The 15,938-nt window shown below is 61.9% G+C and carries 17 protein-coding genes; 4 read left to right on the forward strand and 13 right to left on the reverse strand.

The window, feature by feature from the left end:
* Nucleotide 1: 1 nt before the first annotated feature.
* The 6 genes from K328_RS0110220 to K328_RS0110245 all read right to left on the reverse strand — a co-directional run bounded on the left by K328_RS0110220 (nucleotide 2) and on the right by K328_RS0110245 (nucleotide 4,701).
* A complete protein-coding gene (locus tag K328_RS0110220; protein ID WP_028465902.1) occupies nucleotides 2-409 on the reverse strand; it encodes an ExbD/TolR family protein in 408 nt (135 codons plus the stop codon).
* 7 nt (nucleotides 410-416) lie between these two features.
* A complete protein-coding gene (locus K328_RS0110225; protein ID WP_028465903.1) occupies nucleotides 417-1,109 on the reverse strand; it encodes a MotA/TolQ/ExbB proton channel family protein in 693 nt (230 codons plus the stop codon).
* 63 nt (nucleotides 1,110-1,172) lie between these two features.
* Entirely contained in the window at nucleotides 1,173-1,616 is a 444-nt protein-coding gene (locus tag K328_RS23400; protein WP_051284716.1) for a hypothetical protein, read from the reverse strand.
* 153 nt (nucleotides 1,617-1,769) lie between these two features.
* Nucleotides 1,770-2,333: a maleylpyruvate isomerase N-terminal domain-containing protein gene (locus K328_RS23405; protein ID WP_051284717.1), complete on the reverse strand. Its 564-nt coding sequence runs from the start codon at nucleotides 2,331-2,333 to the stop codon at nucleotides 1,770-1,772.
* Nucleotides 2,334-2,351: 18 nt separating this feature from the next.
* Complete coding sequence (locus K328_RS0110240) at nucleotides 2,352-3,458, reverse strand: cupin domain-containing protein (RefSeq protein WP_028465904.1); 1,107 nt, start codon at nucleotides 3,456-3,458, stop codon at nucleotides 2,352-2,354.
* A gap of 58 nt (nucleotides 3,459-3,516) precedes the next feature.
* Nucleotides 3,517-4,701, reverse strand: a complete 1,185-nt coding sequence (locus K328_RS0110245) for a 3-hydroxybenzoate 6-monooxygenase (RefSeq protein ID WP_028465905.1) — start codon at nucleotides 4,699-4,701, stop codon at nucleotides 3,517-3,519.
* Nucleotides 4,702-4,840: 139 nt separating this feature from the next.
* Between K328_RS0110245 and K328_RS0110250 the strand changes: the two genes are divergently transcribed.
* Complete coding sequence (locus K328_RS0110250) at nucleotides 4,841-5,305, forward strand: MarR family winged helix-turn-helix transcriptional regulator (protein ID WP_028465906.1); 465 nt, start codon at nucleotides 4,841-4,843, stop codon at nucleotides 5,303-5,305.
* A 12-nt stretch (nucleotides 5,306-5,317) separates the two neighbouring features.
* Here K328_RS0110250 and K328_RS0110255 read toward each other — a convergent pair whose 3' ends face one another.
* From K328_RS0110255 to K328_RS23415, 7 genes are all read right to left on the reverse strand, one after another.
* Complete coding sequence (locus K328_RS0110255) at nucleotides 5,318-6,625, reverse strand: TRAP transporter large permease (RefSeq protein WP_028465907.1); 1,308 nt, start codon at nucleotides 6,623-6,625, stop codon at nucleotides 5,318-5,320.
* Nucleotides 6,625-7,149: a TRAP transporter small permease gene (locus K328_RS0110260; RefSeq protein WP_028465908.1), complete on the reverse strand. Its 525-nt coding sequence runs from the start codon at nucleotides 7,147-7,149 to the stop codon at nucleotides 6,625-6,627. The genes K328_RS0110255 and K328_RS0110260 overlap by 1 nt, the downstream gene beginning before the upstream one ends.
* 78 nt (nucleotides 7,150-7,227) lie before the next feature.
* Entirely contained in the window at nucleotides 7,228-8,208 is a 981-nt protein-coding gene (locus K328_RS0110265; RefSeq protein ID WP_028465909.1) for a TRAP transporter substrate-binding protein, read from the reverse strand.
* Between the two features lie 240 nt (nucleotides 8,209-8,448).
* Nucleotides 8,449-9,384 (reverse strand): polysaccharide deacetylase family protein, encoded by a 936-nt coding sequence (locus tag K328_RS0110270; protein WP_205620611.1) that lies wholly within the window; start codon nucleotides 9,382-9,384, stop codon nucleotides 8,449-8,451.
* A gap of 1 nt (nucleotide 9,385) precedes the next feature.
* Nucleotides 9,386-10,054: an aspartate/glutamate racemase family protein gene (locus K328_RS23410; protein ID WP_051284718.1), complete on the reverse strand. Its 669-nt coding sequence runs from the start codon at nucleotides 10,052-10,054 to the stop codon at nucleotides 9,386-9,388.
* Between the two features lie 3 nt (nucleotides 10,055-10,057).
* Nucleotides 10,058-11,470, reverse strand: coding sequence for a dihydropyrimidinase (hydA, locus tag K328_RS0110280; protein ID WP_028465911.1), 1,413 nt, complete (start codon nucleotides 11,468-11,470; stop codon nucleotides 10,058-10,060).
* Nucleotides 11,452-12,465: an N-carbamoyl-D-amino-acid hydrolase gene (locus tag K328_RS23415; protein WP_084608199.1), complete on the reverse strand. Its 1,014-nt coding sequence runs from the start codon at nucleotides 12,463-12,465 to the stop codon at nucleotides 11,452-11,454. Before K328_RS23415 ends, hydA begins: the two co-directional genes overlap by 19 nt.
* Before the next feature lie 596 nt (nucleotides 12,466-13,061).
* On the opposite strand from K328_RS23415, the gene K328_RS0110290 reads away from it, so the two are divergent.
* From K328_RS0110290 to K328_RS0110300, 3 genes are read left to right on the forward strand one after another with little or no spacing between them, the layout of a single operon-like run.
* Nucleotides 13,062-14,132: an ABC transporter substrate-binding protein gene (locus K328_RS0110290; RefSeq protein ID WP_028465912.1), complete on the forward strand. Its 1,071-nt coding sequence runs from the start codon at nucleotides 13,062-13,064 to the stop codon at nucleotides 14,130-14,132.
* A gap of 2 nt (nucleotides 14,133-14,134) precedes the next feature.
* The gene (locus K328_RS23420) at nucleotides 14,135-15,082 is read left to right on the forward strand and encodes an ABC transporter permease (protein ID WP_084608200.1); all 948 of its coding nucleotides are present in this window, start codon (nucleotides 14,135-14,137) and stop codon (nucleotides 15,080-15,082) included.
* Nucleotides 15,072-15,896, forward strand: a complete 825-nt coding sequence (locus K328_RS0110300; protein ID WP_028465913.1) for an ABC transporter ATP-binding protein — start codon at nucleotides 15,072-15,074, stop codon at nucleotides 15,894-15,896. Before K328_RS23420 ends, K328_RS0110300 begins: the two co-directional genes overlap by 11 nt.
* The last annotated feature ends 42 nt before the right edge of the window (nucleotides 15,897-15,938 follow it).

A 15,938-nucleotide genomic window follows, 5' to 3' on the forward strand; every position in this document is an offset into this window, starting at 1 on the left:
GTCAGCGCTCCGACCGGCTCGCCAGGGTCACGTCGGTCAGTCTCCGCTCGGCCGCCATATCCACAGTCTTGACCACGGCCTGTACCGGCACGCCTTTCTCTGCCTCGACCACGATCCGGGGCTTGGGCTCGCGTCCGGCCAGGGTTTTCAGTCGCTCGGAGAAATCCGCAAGGGTCATCCGCTCGCCGGAGACCTGATAATCCCCGTCAGCGCGCAGCTTCACCAGCACAGAGCCTTCGGAAGCGGCACCGGTGGCATTCCCGAGCTTGGCGGTCTTCAGGCCGATGGCCCGCCAGTCGAGGAAGCTGGAAGCCAGCATGAAGAAGATGAGAAGGATGAAGACGACGTCGATCAGCGGCGTGAGACTGATCTCCGCCGTGGGGCGTCGGCGCCCGGCATTGAGCCGCATGATGGCCTCACTCCGCGCCTTGAAGCGCGGCTTCCGAAATGGCCTCTGCCACAGCCCGGCGACGGACCGGTGCCGGAGCAGCAGTGAAGACCTGCGTTGCCGCGTCTTCCATGGCCCGTCCCGCACGCTCGACAATGCCGTCGACAAGCTGATGTGCCGCAGTCGCCGGGATGGCGACGACCAGGCCCGCGGCCGTGGTCAGCAGCGCCACCCAGATCCCGCCGGAAAGGATCGAGGGATCGACCTTGCTGCCCGCGCCTTCAAGCGCCTTGAAGGCGTCGATCATGCCGATCACGGTACCGAGCAGACCGATCAGCGGGCTCAGCATGGCGATGGCCGATAACAGGCGCAGGCCCGATGACAGCCGATCCATGAACAGTCCGGCGACCCGTTCCACCTCTTCCCGCGCCTCGGCCTCGGAAATATCCCGGTTGTGCCGGAGCTGCATGGCGTAGCGGGCAATTGCCGCCGCCGGGTGCGAGCCGTCTTCAAGCAGGTCTAGCGCCGCCTTATTATGGCCGGAGCGCCACATCGCCAGGGCCTCGTCCCGCTCGCGGCCGTTCCACAGGCGCAGCATCAGGAACTGCACCATCTTGGAGGCAAAAACGGTCGTCGCCACCACAGACATGATCGCGAGCAGATACATGATCGGACCGCCCGCATCCATAAAGCCCATGATCTCTTCGATCGCTGCCGTCATTGACTTTCTCCTGCCCTGTCCGGGCGAGCGCCGCCGCCCTGCCGATATCGACCGGGCGTTCGGTTATTGCGTAAAGGGCACTGCTGCCCGAGATGCCGTCTGCAGACTGTCCGCGCAGAGACCCGGTGCGACGGCCTCGACCCCGCCCTCACAGGTCCTTACGCCGTTCATCAGCACGCGCCCGACATGGCCGCAGTCGATTTCCTTCAGGTCGAACAGTTTCACCCGCGTGTGCTCAGTATGGATCGGCCCCATGTCGGCGATCACACGCCGGACGACAATGCCGTCCGTATCGAATGCGACGAAATCGAGCTTCACTTTTTCAAGATTTTTTCCGGTCGTGTTGTTCACGACCCACGTGGTGCGGCAGTCCCCGCCCACACTCTCGACCTTGTTCAGCTCGAGAAGCAGGCGCTTTTCCGCCATATCCGTCGCGAGTGCGGGTACGGAAATCGCCACAACCGCTAACGCGGAGAGCCCCGTTCTGAAAAGACGCGCCAACCCCATGAGCCTACCTTCACGGACGAAATATTATTGCGAGTCATTCGCATTACTGACTTGAGGATTAGGTACAGGAAGGACATGCCTAATGCAACCACTGTCATGGTGCTTTTCGGCAACAAAAGCGGCCGGTTTTTAACGTAATTCGGCTCTGGCGGCCTAAGAGCCGCGCAACTGCGGGGGAAGATCGCGTGCAGCCCCGCCATTTCCGAGGTCAAGCGCGCCTTGCCAGATCGCGCGCGCCCGCAGCAGTGGCAGCTGCCGCACCCTTATGGCGCTGCCGTCAAACGTCCTGACAACGGCATCCCAATGCGCGTCTTCCAGATCGCGCCACACCACATTCAGATGCACAGCAGAGTGGGTAAAAAGATGGCGCAGCGCCTGGGCCGGCAATGTCGCCCCCAGATCGATCTCGGCGTCCCGTTCCTCCGCCGAGGCATACATCGGCGTCTCGATGCCCGTCCGCCCCCAGTCTGCAAGCCGGGTCAAAGCCCGGGCATGATAGCCGATATGAGCGACCAGATGCCTCCGGGTCGAGCCCGGCACAAGTGACGGCGCGTCGAGATCTCGGTCCGTCAACTCGTTCAGCTTGCGGGCGAAATAGGCCGTTCCCCGGCGGGCGAGGACGAGGTCCTCCGCCGGGGCCGCGGGAGAATCATAACGGGCGCCCGCACCGAGCCGGGCCCGCAGCGCGGCACGTTCCGCATCCAGAGAGTCGGTCATTCCCGCCCCCAGGCTCTATCAGTCCTGCACGCCTTCGATCTTGGTACGGGCGAAATTCAGCCGCTCCATGATCGGGGCATCGGAGAAGCGGAACAGGTCGAACCGGGTTTCAGCCTGAAGAGACCACTGGATCCAGGACGGCACCACGAACATGTCGCCCTTTTCCAGCTTATGTTCCACCCCGTTCATCACCACGGCGCCGGCACCGTCGAAGACCTGGAAGACGGAGGAGCCGACCTCGCGCCGGGGCCGCGTCTCCGTGCCTTCGCGCAACCGGTGGAATTCGGTGCGGATCGTCGGCATCACGTCGCCGCCCGTGGTCGGATTGACATAGCGGATGGCCGCATGACCCGGCTCGACCGTCGCGGGCTGGCCCTCATCCTCAAGCAGCAATTGCTCGGTCAGGGCCCGGTCGGTGAATTCCCAGCGATAGGCGCCGATCGGCGTGCTCACCGTGTCCTGCAGGCCGGAGAGCGGGCGCAGTCCGGGATGGCACCAGAGCCTCTCGCCTTGCGAGAAATCAGGTGTCGCATAATCCGTTACCTTATCGGAGCCGAACTCGAAGAAGCCGACATCGTTCTGCTGCGAGAATGGAATATCCAGACCGTCGATCCAGGTCATCGGCTTGTCGGTGACATTGTGGTGGCCATGGAAATGCCAGCCCGGCGTGAGCAGCAGGTCGCCCCGGCTCATCCGCACAGGATCGCCATTCACCACGGTCCAGACACCCTCGCCCTCGACCACGAAACGGAAAGCATTCTGCGCGTGCCGGTGCTCCGGCGCGGTTTCCTTCGGGCCGAGATACTGGATCGCGGCCCACAGCGTCGGGCTGACATAGGCGTTGCCGCCGAGCCCCGGATTGGCGAGACCAATGGCCCGGCGCTCCCCGCCACGTCCGACAGGCACAAGCTCGCCGGACTTCTCCGCCAACGGCAGCAGCTTCGACCATTTCCAGACATGCGGCACGGCCTTCGGCTTCGGATGCATCGGCATCAGGTCGCCGAGCTGCGTCCAGAGCGGCATCAGGTGTTCGTCCTCGAACCCCTTGTAGAGTGCGCGCAGCTCTGGGCTGTCGTCCGGCTGCATGGCATGCGCGACGTTCGAATGATCCTGTTCTGCGCTCATCTCTTCTTCCTCCTCCGTTCGTGTCGCGGCCGGCCATCGTTACTTCCGGGGGCCGCGCTCAGTTCTGTAATCCGTTAGAGCCGTACAGCCAGTGCAGGCGATCATACCATTCGGCGGGCGTCCGGCTGGACAGCACCTGATTGCGCGCCGCCGCCAAGGCGCCGTCCGGGTGATAGACATAATCGCCGATCAGCCGGCTGCCGACTTGCACCCGCGCGGTGCGGGCGATGCGTTGCTGCTGATAGCTGTTGAGTACGGCTTCGATATCGCCGTCCCCGCGCTTCATGGTCTCGGCGAGGCAGACCGCGTCCTCCATCGCCATGCAGGCGCCTTGGGCGAAATATTGCAGCATCGGGTGCGCGGCATCGCCGAGCAGGGCGACCCGGCCATCGACCCAGGTATCCACCGGGTCCCGGTCGCACAGCACCCAAAGCTTCCAGTTGTCGCCATGCTCGATGATCTGCCGGGCGCGCGGATGGATATGCTCGAAGCCCTGTGCCACCTCTTCCTTGGAAACCGGGCGGCCGGAAATCGCCTCCTGCAGGTCCCGGTGGTAGGTGACGACCAGATTGAAGACCTTCCAGCCCTTCAGCGGGTAATGGACGATATGGCATTTCGGCCCGGCCCAGAGCGTTGCCGCGTTCCAGCGCAGGTCCTCCGGCATCTGTTCGGTCGGAATGACGGAGCGGTAAGTGGTGTGTCCGGAAATGCGCGGCGCTCCATCGCCGACAAGCTGCGCGCGCACCGGTGAATGCAGTCCCTCGGCACCGATCAGCGCGCTGCCGACAAGCGGATCGCGGCCATCCAGTAACAACGTGACACTGCTGCCGTCCTGCTCATAGCCGGTCGTTTTGTGACTGGTCCGCAACTCGACCAATGGGCTCGCCACGCAATAATCCAGCAGCGCCTTATGCAGATCGGCCCGGTGAACCACGGCATAGGGATTGCCCATATGGCGGCGGAAATCCTCGCCCAGCGGCACCTGGGCGATCTCCTCGGCGGTTTGCGCATCCATCAGCCGCAACGCATCGATATAGACGGCCTGCGCCCGCGCCTCGTCCCCGATGCCGAGATAGTCGAAGGAATGAAATCCGTTCGGGCCGATCTGGATACCCGCCCCGATCTCGCCCAGCTCCGCCGCCTGCTCAAGCACCAGCGACGCGAAACCGTTCTGCGCAAGGCCCGCGGCAGCCGCGAGGCCGCCAATGCCACCACCGGCAATGAGTATGGGTCGGTCCGCCATCTATCCTCCCTGCCCGGGCCGTCTTGCTGCGGCCGTTACCGTTAAAGGCAATCTTCAGCGCACAACAGAATACCTGTTGCATCGAAAGGTCAAGTTAGTAAGCATGCTTATTATATTGCACGCGACGCACGGAGCCATGATGGCACTTGAGATTCACGGCATGGCCGGACACCTGATCCGGCGGCTGAACCAGATTTCGGTCTCGGTGTTTCAGGACCGCCTGAAGGCTGCCGGCTTTGACCTGACACCGGTGCAATATGCCTGCCTCGCCACGCTGGACCAGAAGCCCGGCATCGATCAGGCGACGCTCGCCGGGCTGATCGCCTATGACCGGGCAACCATCGGCACCGTTCTGGACAAGCTGGACACAAAAGGACTGGTGACACGCAAGGTCAGCCCGCGGGACCGGCGTGCCCGGGAAATGCATCTGACCGAAAACGGCCGCGCGCTTTACCGAACGGTGACCCCGCTGGTTCAGGAAATCCAGACGCTCATGACCGGGGGACTCGAGCCCGGTGAGCGCGCCGAATTCCTGCGCCTGGCGGCCAAGCTCGCCAGCACTGGGAACGCGTTCAGCCGGGCGCCTTTGGCCGAGCCGGACTGAGCCCGTCCCCGGTCAGTTCTTCCGGATCATGTACTCGACCGGCCAGGTCACCAGCTCCGGCACCAGGGCGATGATCAGGATACCGACCAGCATCAGGAAGAAGAACGGCACCGAGGCCTTCGTCACCTGAATGAGGTCTCGCCCCGTCATGCCTTGCAGTACGAACAGGTTGAAGCCGACCGGCGGGGTGATCTGCGCCATCTCGACCACGATAACGGTGAAGATACCGAACCAGATCAGGTCGATCCCGGCGCTCTCCACCATCGGCAGGACCACCGCGGCGGTCAGCACCATCATGGAGACGCCGTCCAGGAAGCAGCCGAGGAAGATATAGAGCACGGTCAGCAGCACCAGCAGCATGCCGGGCGACAGGTTCCAGGCATCGACATAGCTGGCCAGCACGCGCGGCACGCCGGTGAAGCCCATGGCGATGGACAGGAAGGCCGCGCCAGCGAGAATGAAGGCAATCATGCAGGACGTGCGGACGGCCCCCATCAGGCTGCCCATGAAGGACGCCCAGTTCAGCGTCTTCGACCACCAGGCCAGCGCCAGAGCGCCGAGCACGCCGATGGTCGCCGCTTCCGTCGGCGTGGCGAAGCCGCCATAGATCGAGCCGATGACGCAGAAGATCAGTAGCACCACGGGGAACAGCAGGCGCGATGCCTTCACTTTCTCAAGGAAACTCAGGCGCTCTTCCTGTGGCGGGGCGAGTTCCGGGTTCAACAGTGCCCGGATCGCGACATAGGCCATGAAGATCGAGATGATCAGGATGCCCGGCACAACCCCGGCGATGAACATCCTGGAAATCGATTGCTGGGCGATGACACCATAAACGATCAGCATGATCGAGGGCGGGATCAGCAGGCCGAGCGTGCCGGACCCGGCGAGCGTGCCGATGGACAGCTTTTCGTCATAGCCGCGCTTCTTCAGCTCCGGAATGCTCATCCGGCCGACCGTGGCGCAGGTCACCGCGCTGGAGCCGGCGACCGCCGCCATCACGCCGCAGCCGACGATATTGACGTGCAGCAAGCCGCCCGGCAGCCGGGCAAGCCAGGGCGCGAGGCCATTGAACATGTCTGACGAGAGCCGGGTCCGGAACAGGATCTCGCCCATCCAGACAAACAGCGGCAGTGCCGTCAGCGCCCAGTTCCAGCTCGCATCCCAGACCGTGCTGGCCAAGAGAGAGCCAGCCGGCGCGGGCGAGAAGAATTCCAGTGCGAAGAAACCCACGGCAAGCAGGGTCGGCGCAACCCAGATCCCCGATGCCAGCAGGCCGAGCATCAGGATGAAGAGAATGGCAGAAATCATTCCGGCATCCATCAGTCGTCCTCCCCTTTGAACAGAGCGGTCGAGTTTGCGATATAGCTCGGCGTCTGGCCGCGCAGGATGCCGATGAATTCATCGATCAGGGCAATGGTCAGGATCAACGAGCCTAGCGCCATGGCGGAGCGCGGAATCCAGAACGGAATGGCCAGCAGCCCCGGGCTGATATCGCCGAAAATGTATGAGAAATAAACGAGATCGCAGGCCCAGTAGGTGAGATACCCCATGGCCGCCGCACAGAAACCGACGCCCCAGAGCTCTGTCAGCTTCGCCAGCGGGCCCTTGGCCAGACGGATCAGCAGCGTGACCCGGATATGGCCGTCATGCCGGAAGGTATAGGCGAGCCCGAGAAAGGTCGAAGCGGCCAGGCTGAAGCCGGCGCTTTCGGTTGAATCGATGGCAACCCCGAAGAACCGCCCGATGATCTGGGCCACGATGGTGAGCGAGATCGCGACCAGGAAGAAGGCTGCGAGATAGCCGCTCCAGAGATAAAGGCCGTCCAGTAATCGTCGTGCCGCCATGAGATGTCTCTCGGGGTTTTGTCAGGGGCCGGAAAAGGCAGCGGCCGCCCCGGATGGAGGCGGCCGCCGGTGTTGGGTTTATTGCAGGGCGAGGTAACGGTCGAGAACCGCGTTCGCTTCCGGGCTTGCGCCTTCACGCCAGCCTTTCATCATTTCGAGACCGATGGTCTTCATCTTGGCGGTAACTTCTTCCGGCGCCGTAGCAGCGGTCATGCCGTTATCCGTCAGCACCTTGATCTGGGCGGCGGTGGTTTCCGCGCTCATTTCCCAGGCCCGCAGCTCGGCTTTCTCGGCCGCAGCGAGCATGCCCGCCTGATCTTCCGGCGACAGGGCAGCGAAATATTTCTCGCTCACGATGACGGCGTTCTTGGAGAAGATCGCACCGGCATAGGTGAAGTTGGAGGTGTTGTCCCATGCCTGGATGTCGATACCGGTCTGCGGCGAGGTGAACAGTGCCTCGATCAGGCCGGTGGAGAAGGCCTGCGGGATTTCCGCGAACGGCAGGATGGTGGCGTCGAAGCCGAGCATTTCACCCATCTTCTGGGTCGCCGTGGAATAGATCCGGAGCTTCTTGCCCTTGAAGTCGTCGACCTTGGTCACCGGGAATTTGGTGTAGAAGCCCTGGCCCGGCCACGGCTGGTAGAACAGCACCCGCAGGCCGGCCTTCTTGAAGATCGCATCGAAGTACCCCTTCTGCAGGTCCTTCAGCAGCCACGCGGAGGCATAGTCCGGAGCGATGAACGGCAGACCGGCGAGGATGTACATCGGATCTTCATTGCCGTAGACGCCGAGGCGAATTTCGCCGATCGGAATCTGGCCGCGCTGCACCGAGGTCTTGATCGCGTCGAGCTTGATCAGGCTGTCATTGGAGTTGAGCTGGATATCGACCGAGGTGCCGGCTTTCACATCCTCGACGAACAATTTCAGGTTCTTGGTCAGGAAGTTGCTGTCCGGATAGCCGGACGCCATGATCCATTCCACCGCCTGCGCATTGCCGGCGGTCGCCAGCATTCCGGCGCCGACCGCGGCGGAAGCCAAGAGAGTCTTGAATTTACCCATTTGCCACTCCTGTTCTTTGTTTAGAGCGGCAGAACACCGCCCTGGAAGGAAGAGAACGCCAAGGAAACCAGCCCCTGTAGAAAGGGACGTCCAGTTCAGCGCCTGCCAGGAGATTGCAAGAAGAGGACCAGAACCGGTTCAGATTTTATTCTTTAAAATCATTAACTTCTGCATCTTACGCTCCTGTCTCCGCAACGTATTATGCTCAGATTCTAAGCATCCCGCATAAATTTGTGACCGCTAACCGGGCAGCAAGCCAGATTTACCGGAGCGGTCCTGCCATTCCGGCAAGCCCGAACGCGCCCGCCAATGCTTCGCGATTTCGTCGCGGCGGGCAATCCAGACGCCATCCAGCCCGCTCAAATGCTTCAGCACCTTGTCCAGCCCGCCAATCCGGCCCGGGCGGCCGATGATCCTGAGATGCAGACCGATGGTCATCATTTTCGGCGCCGATGCGCCCTCCGCCCAGAGCCAGTCGATGGCATCGATGCAGTATTTCGCGAAATCGTCGCCATAGGTGAAACCGCCGCCGCGCTGAAACCGCATGTCATTGGTATCGAAGGCATAGGGCAGAACCACATGCGCGTGCCCGTCGACTTCCTGCACGAAAGGCAGATCGTCGTTATAGGCGTCGCTGTCGTAGAGAAAGCCGCCCTCCTCGACCAGCAAACGTCTTGTGTTCGGGCTGGGGGCGGACCGGGTGTGCCAGCCGACCGGACGCACGCCTGCGGCGGCCTCGATCTCGGTCGCGCAGCGGGCAATGATCTCCCGTTCCTGCTGCTCGCTCATCCCGGCATGCCGCTCCCACAAATATGAGTGGCAGCCGATCTCGTGACCGCGCTCCGCCATGTCCCGCGCCATCCAGGGCGACAGGGTCAGGGCCCTGGCGCAGCAATTCATGTAGGCCTTCATGCCATAGCGGTCGAGCAGGTCCATGATGCGCCAGTAGCCGGCGCGCGTACCGTAATCGAAATGCGTGTCCTTGCAGGGATCGGGCGCGCCCTCGACTTCCTCGACGATCTCGTAGACCGACTCGTTCCGCTCGTCGCCAAGGCTGACGGAGTATTCCGCGCCTTCCTCGACATTCACGACCAGCGAGACGGCAAGCCTTGCTCCACCCGGCCATTCCGGGTTCGGCGGGGTGTTGCCATAGCCGAGGAAATCGCGCCCGCTCACCTTACGCGTCCTCGCCAAGAATGAGCTTCCGCATCCGCCGCGCCGCCGCCGGAACCGGGCCGACGATCGGACAGGGAGGGTTGCTGGCGGCCAACGTCTTCGCGGCATCGGCCAGCGGACCACCACCGATCACCACCGCGTCCACATCGCCGCGCGCAACCGCCTCGTCGATCATCCCGCGCAGGGTTTCAACCAGCGCGTCGGGCTGGCTCATAAGCACATAGGCGTCTGTCTTGGTGGTCAGCAGGGCAGAGAGCTTGTCCCCGACACCATAGCTGTTGGCGAGACCGGTAATCGCGTCGAAGAGGTTCGGCGTCGGCGCGACGATAGCGAAATTGCCATGCTCCGCCGCCTCCAGCATGCCGCACTCGGCGATACCGACGACCGGCACCGGCAGTTTGGCGCGCAATTCCTGCAGCGCCGGATCGCCAAAAGCCGCCACGATCACGCCATCCAGCGGATCGCGCCCGTTCTCGAATGCCTCGACCATCAGATCGGTCGCCAGTTTCAGGCCCGTATCGTCGGTAATGATGTCAGGAGCGCCGACATTCGTCATCTCCTCCACATACCAATCCGCCCCCAATTCCTCGCGGACGGCAACAGCCATGCGCTCCGTTACGTTTTGAGTGGCGTTCGGATTGATCAGAAGAATCTTGTGCTTGTGGGTCATGCTTTATCTCGGGGCAGCAAGGGGGGAACGGTCGCGGGAGAGGTGCTTGCCATAGCCTTTCCCGCCGACCAGCGTTTCTTCGTCAATCACGACCGCGCCGCGCAGGATCGTGATCACCGGCCAGCCGGTCACCTCCATCCCCTCATACGGCGTGTAATCGGCACCGTCGCGGGTCAAGGCCTCGGTGATGGTGACTTTGCGCTCCGGGTCCCAGATTGCGATATCGGCATCGGCACCGACCGCGATGCTGCCCTTGCGCGGATAAAGGCCATAGGTCTTTGCGTGATTGGTCGCGCTCAGGGCGACAAACTCGTTCAGCGTGATCCTGCCTTTCGACACTCCTTCGGAAAACAGGATCGGCAACCGGGTCTGCACTCCCGGTATGCCGTTCGGCACCCAGCGGAAACTGGTGCGCCCCTTCGGGATCAGCTTGCCTTCCGGATCGTCATACCGGAACGGGCAATGGTCGGAGGAGAAAACGGAGAAGACGCCGGTCTGGATACCTTCCCAGCAGGCCACCTGGCTTTCCTTGTCCCGTGGCGGCGGCGAGCAGACATATTTCGCGCCTTCCATGTTGAGGCCGTCCATGTCCTGCTCGGTCAGGACCAGATATTGCGGGCAGGTCTCGCCATAGACCTTGAGTCCGCGCGATTGCGCCCGGCGGATCTCTTCCATTGCCTCCCGGTTAGAGACATGCACGATCATCACCGGGACATCGACCAGCTCGGCCAGGCTGATCGCCCGGTGCGTCGCTTCCCGCTCAACCACGATGGGACGGGATTTGCCGTGATAGAGCGGCGCCGTCTTGCCGGCCCGCTCCAGCCGCTCGGTCATGAAACGGATGGCGTCGTAATTCTCCGCATGCACCATGACCAGAGCGCCTGTTTCCCGGGCCGTCGCCATGACATCAAGGATTTCCTTGTCGTCCAGCTTCAGCCCCTCATAGGTCATGAAGACCTTGAAGCTGGTATAGCCGTCCTCCACCAGAGCCGGGAGTTCCTGGCCCAGAACCTGCTCGGTCGGATCGCTCAGGATCAGGTGAAAGCTGACATCGGTATAGCAGTTGCCATCGGCCAGCCCGTGATAGGCGGTCACCGCTTCACGCAGGCCCTTGCCGTTCTCCTGCAGGCAGAAAGGCATGATCGTGGTGTTGCCGCCGAAAGCCGCCGAACGGGTGGCGCTCTCGAAATCGTCGGCCATGACAATGCCCTCGCCGCTTGGCTGGGCTATATGCACGTGGCTGTCGATGCCGCCCGGCATGACCAGTTTGCCGGTAGCGTCGATCACACGGTCCGCCTCGCCGAGGTCAATTCCGAGTGTGGCGATGACCCCGTCACGAATGCCGACATCGCATTGCGTCGTATCGGATGCGGTAACCACAGTCCCGCCCTTGATGATCAGATCGTAGTGAGGCATCCGTGCCATCCCCTGCCTGTCGTTCTTGGGCGGTAGTCTTCCCGGGCCAGCGCCGGATCAATGCGCCGCGCCTCTTCCGGCGTGACACACCGTTTCGTCCCGGTGATCAGTTTGTAGCTGTCCGGCTCCCGGTGCCGTTCGAAGGCGAAAACGCTTTCCCGGTAGGAGCGGCAGAGATCGAGATCGCAGTCCGCCGTAATCACCTCGTCGCCCTCGCCCGTCACCACGGCGATGGTCTCGCCGGTCGGGGCTATGATCTGGGTGCCGCCCATATGGTGCACGCCTTCTTCCATACCGGCCTTGGAGACACCGATCACGAAACAGGCGTTCTGATAGGCGCCGGACTGCATCACCAAAGTGTTGTGATGCCAGGAGAGCCGGTCATGCTCCGGCGCCGGCGGGTTGTGGATCGGCGTGTTGAAGCCGAGCAAAACCATCTCGACGCCCTGCAATCCCATGACCCGGTAGGTCTCCGGCCAGCGCCGGTCGTTGCAGATGCACATGCCGATCCGGCCGGCGAAACCATCGAACACCCGAAAGCCGAGATTTCCCGGCTGGAAATAGCGTTTCTCCAGATGCTGGAAGGCCCGCCATGGCTCATGCTCGGGATGCCCGGGGAGATGGATCTTCCGGTATTTGCCAAGCAGTGTGCCGTCCGGGCCGACCAGTATGGAGGTATTGAAGCGCTCGCCCTTCGGGGTCAGCTCCGCATAGCCGATACTGAAACCGATGCCGAGCGCCTTCGCCTTCTCGAACAGGGGCGCGGTATCCGGCCCCGGCATTTCGCGCTCGTAGAAGCTGTCCAGCTCCGCATCGTCCTCGATATACCAGCGCGGAAAGAAGGTGGTCAGGGCCAGCTCCGGATAAACCACCAGATCGGCGCCACGCCTTGAGGCGGTTTCCATCATCGCGATCAGCCGGTCCATCACGGCGGAGCGGCTATCCGATCGGTTCACCGGCCCCATCTGGGCGGCGGCAACGGTTACATTTCGCATGGTCACGCTCCGGACTGGTTCGCGTGGGAGGAGTTCGTAACAGACCTGCAAGATACAGACCGTACCCGGCGACCTGAAGGAAACAAGCCGAAACAACCAGCAAGATCAGGCATCACAGCTCGAAGAACCCGCCCCACATTTCACAATAAAATAAGAAAACCATGACCGACGGATGAGAAGTGCACATAAAAACGGCACCAACTCGGTTGCATTGCACAAAATTTAGCAGGAAATTCGAATATTAATTGACGACAAAACCATCAACCCATTGAACTATAGGATTGATTTCCTTTGGTACAGGAATTGCGATGCTTGCTGTAGCGCAGCATCGCTCCGGCGATAGCTTATTGGTTGGCGTGCCACCCACTGTTGCGGCGATGCAATTGCATTCCTCGATAGTGCCGGTAGGCGCTACTTGATGTCTCTTCAAGGCACCCGAGGATCATCATCCTCCTTCTGTGCCTTACTTTGAATGCAAGCCGCTCCCGCAACATCGCCCCGTATCACGGGGTGCGAGGGGGCTTATGCGCCCTCTCTGCAGCGTTGGACCGAACCGAAAAATCGGCGGCCAGCGTCCAGCCACAGGGAGTGCTAAAATGTGTGAACGTCACGGACACCTCGATCTGCCTGATTTCGAGGCCATAAGAATGGATCGGCGTAAATTCCTGAAATCGACGGCGGCGGGCGCTGCCGGGGTCATCACAATGGCGGCCGGCCCCGGCATGTTCGGGTCGGCGGCAATGGCTGCCGAAAGCTCGATCAAGTCGACACACGGATCGGGTTTCTGCAACCTCAACATGTTTCTGTCCCACGCTGTGCAGACAGCAAAAGAAGACGGCCTGACCCTGAATTTCGTCAACACACCGACTTTTGCCGAACAAGTTACGTTCCTCGGCATCGGTCAGGTCGATGTCGGCCTTATGCCCTATACCAGCTTCATGGCGCTCTACGATGCGGGCGCACCGGTGAAGGTCGTCGCAGGCGGCGGAATCGAAGGCTGCGTCATCGTCGCCCGTCCAGGCCTCGACAGTGCGGAAAAGCTGAAAGGCAAAACGCTTGCGACCTTCCAGCTCGATACGCTTGAGGTCATGCCCTACGACTGGCTGAAAAAGCACGGCGTCGACTTCAAGGACATCAATGTCCGTTACATGGGCTCCACTCCGGAAGCTGTCGAAGCCTTCAAGGCCGGTGCGGTCGACTGGATCTGCACAATCGAGCCTTACGGTACGGCGCTTGTGAACGACGTTCCGGGTGCGGTGATGCTGTCCGACGGCACAGACATCTACGGCAAGGGCTACACGGACTGTGTGCTGGCAGCCCGGTCTCCGCTGATCGAGGAAAACCGGGAAGGCCTGAAAGCCCTGATCAAGGGCATGATGAAGGCCCAGCTCATGGCGGAAAGCGATCCGGCGGGCACGCTCGAGAAACTGGTCGGCACCTACTACAAGACCTCAATGGAGAACGCGAAGATCGCCATGGCAAAGCAGCCGGCCGTGGTCGATGCCCGGTCCCAGACCGACTTCATTCTCGACCGGACCGACAGTCTGGTGGAGATGGGCTACATCAAGAACAAGCCCGACCGCGCCGCAATCGACTGGACCCCGCTTGAAGAAGTCATTGCGGAGAATCCCGAGCTTTACGGCAAGCTCAAGCTGAAGGCGGCCTGATCATGGCCTCGGTCTCAACTGACCGGACTCCGGTCAGCGGGACCGGCACAGTTGCCGGCGGACAAGACAGTCCGCCGGCGCTGGCCGGCTACACGCTGCCGGAGCCGCTTCGGGAGTTTCTGCCGAAAGTTGGCTGGACTCTCGTCTCCGTCGGCACATTCGCGGCGCTCTGGGAATTTCTCTGGTTCATCGGCTGGGCCGATCCCAAGTTGCTGCCACCGCCACATGTTTTCCTTGGCGCTTTCGCGGACCAGGCCAAGTTTTTCAACACCGCGCAACGCTGGGCGATCGGGGTATCCCCGGATGCAGGACCAACGCCCTGGCAGGCGGTGCTGATCACCGTCGTCTCCTCGGCCATGCGGGTATTCATAGGCATCACACTCGCCGCAATCCTTGCTCTTTCGCTTGGTGTCGCCATTCGCTACTGGATCGTGGTCGAGCGCCTCACACTGCCGACAGTCACTCTGCTGTCCCCGGTCTCTCCGATTGCATGGCTACCGGTTGCGATTTTTCTGTTCGGCATCGGCAATGCGCCGGCCATCTTCATGGTCGTGATCGCGCTCTTCTTCCATATGACGATCGCAACCATCAACCATATCGACGGCGTGAACCGGAACCTGATCAACGTCGCCCGCACCATGGGCGCGACAAAGGCGCAGATCTATCGCCGCGTGATCATCCCGGCAATCCTGCCAGGTGTGTTCGTCATCCTGCGGCTCAACCTGTTTGGCGCTTGGATGGTGGTGCTGATCGCCGAATCCACCGGTGTCGGCTACGGCCTCGGCCAGGTCATCATGCTAGCCCGCAACACATTCAACCCGTCGCTCGTTTTCTTCTGTATCGCGCTTATCGGCTTTCTTGGCTTTGCCACCGACTGGGCGATGCGAATGACACAGAAGCGGGTGCTTTACTGGGTCAATGATCCATCGGGGGTGCTTCGTGGTCTCTGACAACAACACTCAAACCGCCGGACCTGCCGTCTCCTGCCGCGATGTCGGCAAGATCTGGTCGGCAGGAACGTCACGCGCACACGAGGCGCTGGCCAATATCGACCTCGATATAGAGCCCGGTGAATTCGTCGTTCTGCTCGGCCCCTCGGGCTGCGGCAAGAGCACGCTGCTCTACCTCATCGCCGGACTGGAACAGCAGACCGGCGGCTCGCTTACCTATTTCGGCGAGCAGGTGAAAGCTCCGTCACCGGACCGCAGCCTGATCTTTCAGGAAACCTCGCTCTTCCCGTGGCTCAGTGTCTGGGAAAATGTCAGCTTCGGCTTGCAAATCCGGGGCGAAAGCGAGCCGGATCGGCGGGCCGCGGCCAAGGATGTGCTGAAGCGTGTCGGTCTGACGGAGGCCGGATCGAAACGCCCGGACGAACTCTCAGGCGGCATGCGGCAACGCGTGGCTGTAGCCCGCGCGCTGGCGATGCGGCCCAGGGTTTTGCTGATGGATGAGCCGTTCGCGGCCCTGGATGTCCAGACACGGCAGAAGATGCAGGATTTCCTGATCGATGTCTGGCGGGATAGCGGTGCATCAGTCGTCTTCGTCACCCACCATATTGACGAGGCTGTCGCCCTTGCGGACCGGGTCTGTGTCTTCACGTCCCGCCCGGGACGGATCAAGGAAACCGTGAAGGTAGACCTGCCGCGCCCGAGAGATCCGTTCTCGCCGGAATGCGAAGCGTTGCGAAAACGTCTGACGCAACTCCTCAAGGATGAAGTGGACCGCGCCTTCGCGGAACAGGAAGGCATGGCCGAAGCCGTCTGACCGGCGGCGTCTCAGGCCTAATCCAACATCCCAGTTTTTAAT

Origin of the sequence: Nisaea denitrificans DSM 18348, from assembly GCF_000426505.1 — a bacterium.
Classification (GTDB): Bacteria; Pseudomonadota; Alphaproteobacteria; order Thalassobaculales; family Thalassobaculaceae; genus Nisaea; species Nisaea denitrificans.

Bases quoted from the DNA above. Each gene is read 5' to 3' on its own strand.
- K328_RS23415 (WP_084608199.1), bottom strand. From the start codon at position 12,465: ATGCGAAATGTAACCGTTGCCGCCGCCCAGATGGGGCCGGTGAACCGA.
- K328_RS0110225 (WP_028465903.1), bottom strand. From the start codon at position 1,109: ATGACGGCAGCGATCGAAGAGATCATGGGCTTTATGGATGCGGGCGGT.
- K328_RS0110220 (WP_028465902.1), bottom strand. From the start codon at position 409: ATGCGGCTCAATGCCGGGCGCCGACGCCCCACGGCGGAGATCAGTCTC.
- K328_RS0110250 (WP_028465906.1), top strand. From the start codon at position 4,841: ATGGCACTTGAGATTCACGGCATGGCCGGACACCTGATCCGGCGGCTG.
- K328_RS0110245 (WP_028465905.1), bottom strand. From the start codon at position 4,701: ATGGCGGACCGACCCATACTCATTGCCGGTGGTGGCATTGGCGGCCTC.
- K328_RS0110240 (WP_028465904.1), bottom strand. From the start codon at position 3,458: ATGAGCGCAGAACAGGATCATTCGAACGTCGCGCATGCCATGCAGCCG.
- K328_RS23410 (WP_051284718.1), bottom strand. From the start codon at position 10,054: ATGACCCACAAGCACAAGATTCTTCTGATCAATCCGAACGCCACTCAA.
- K328_RS0110255 (WP_028465907.1), bottom strand. From the start codon at position 6,625: ATGGATGCCGGAATGATTTCTGCCATTCTCTTCATCCTGATGCTCGGC.
- K328_RS23400 (WP_051284716.1), bottom strand. From the start codon at position 1,616: ATGGGGTTGGCGCGTCTTTTCAGAACGGGGCTCTCCGCGTTAGCGGTT.
- K328_RS0110260 (WP_028465908.1), bottom strand. From the start codon at position 7,149: ATGGCGGCACGACGATTACTGGACGGCCTTTATCTCTGGAGCGGCTAT.
- K328_RS23420 (WP_084608200.1), top strand. From the start codon at position 14,135: ATGGCCTCGGTCTCAACTGACCGGACTCCGGTCAGCGGGACCGGCACA.
- K328_RS23405 (WP_051284717.1), bottom strand. From the start codon at position 2,333: ATGACCGACTCTCTGGATGCGGAACGTGCCGCGCTGCGGGCCCGGCTC.
- K328_RS0110290 (WP_028465912.1), top strand. From the start codon at position 13,062: ATGTGTGAACGTCACGGACACCTCGATCTGCCTGATTTCGAGGCCATA.
- hydA (WP_028465911.1), bottom strand. From the start codon at position 11,470: ATGCCTCACTACGATCTGATCATCAAGGGCGGGACTGTGGTTACCGCA.
- K328_RS0110265 (WP_028465909.1), bottom strand. From the start codon at position 8,208: ATGGGTAAATTCAAGACTCTCTTGGCTTCCGCCGCGGTCGGCGCCGGA.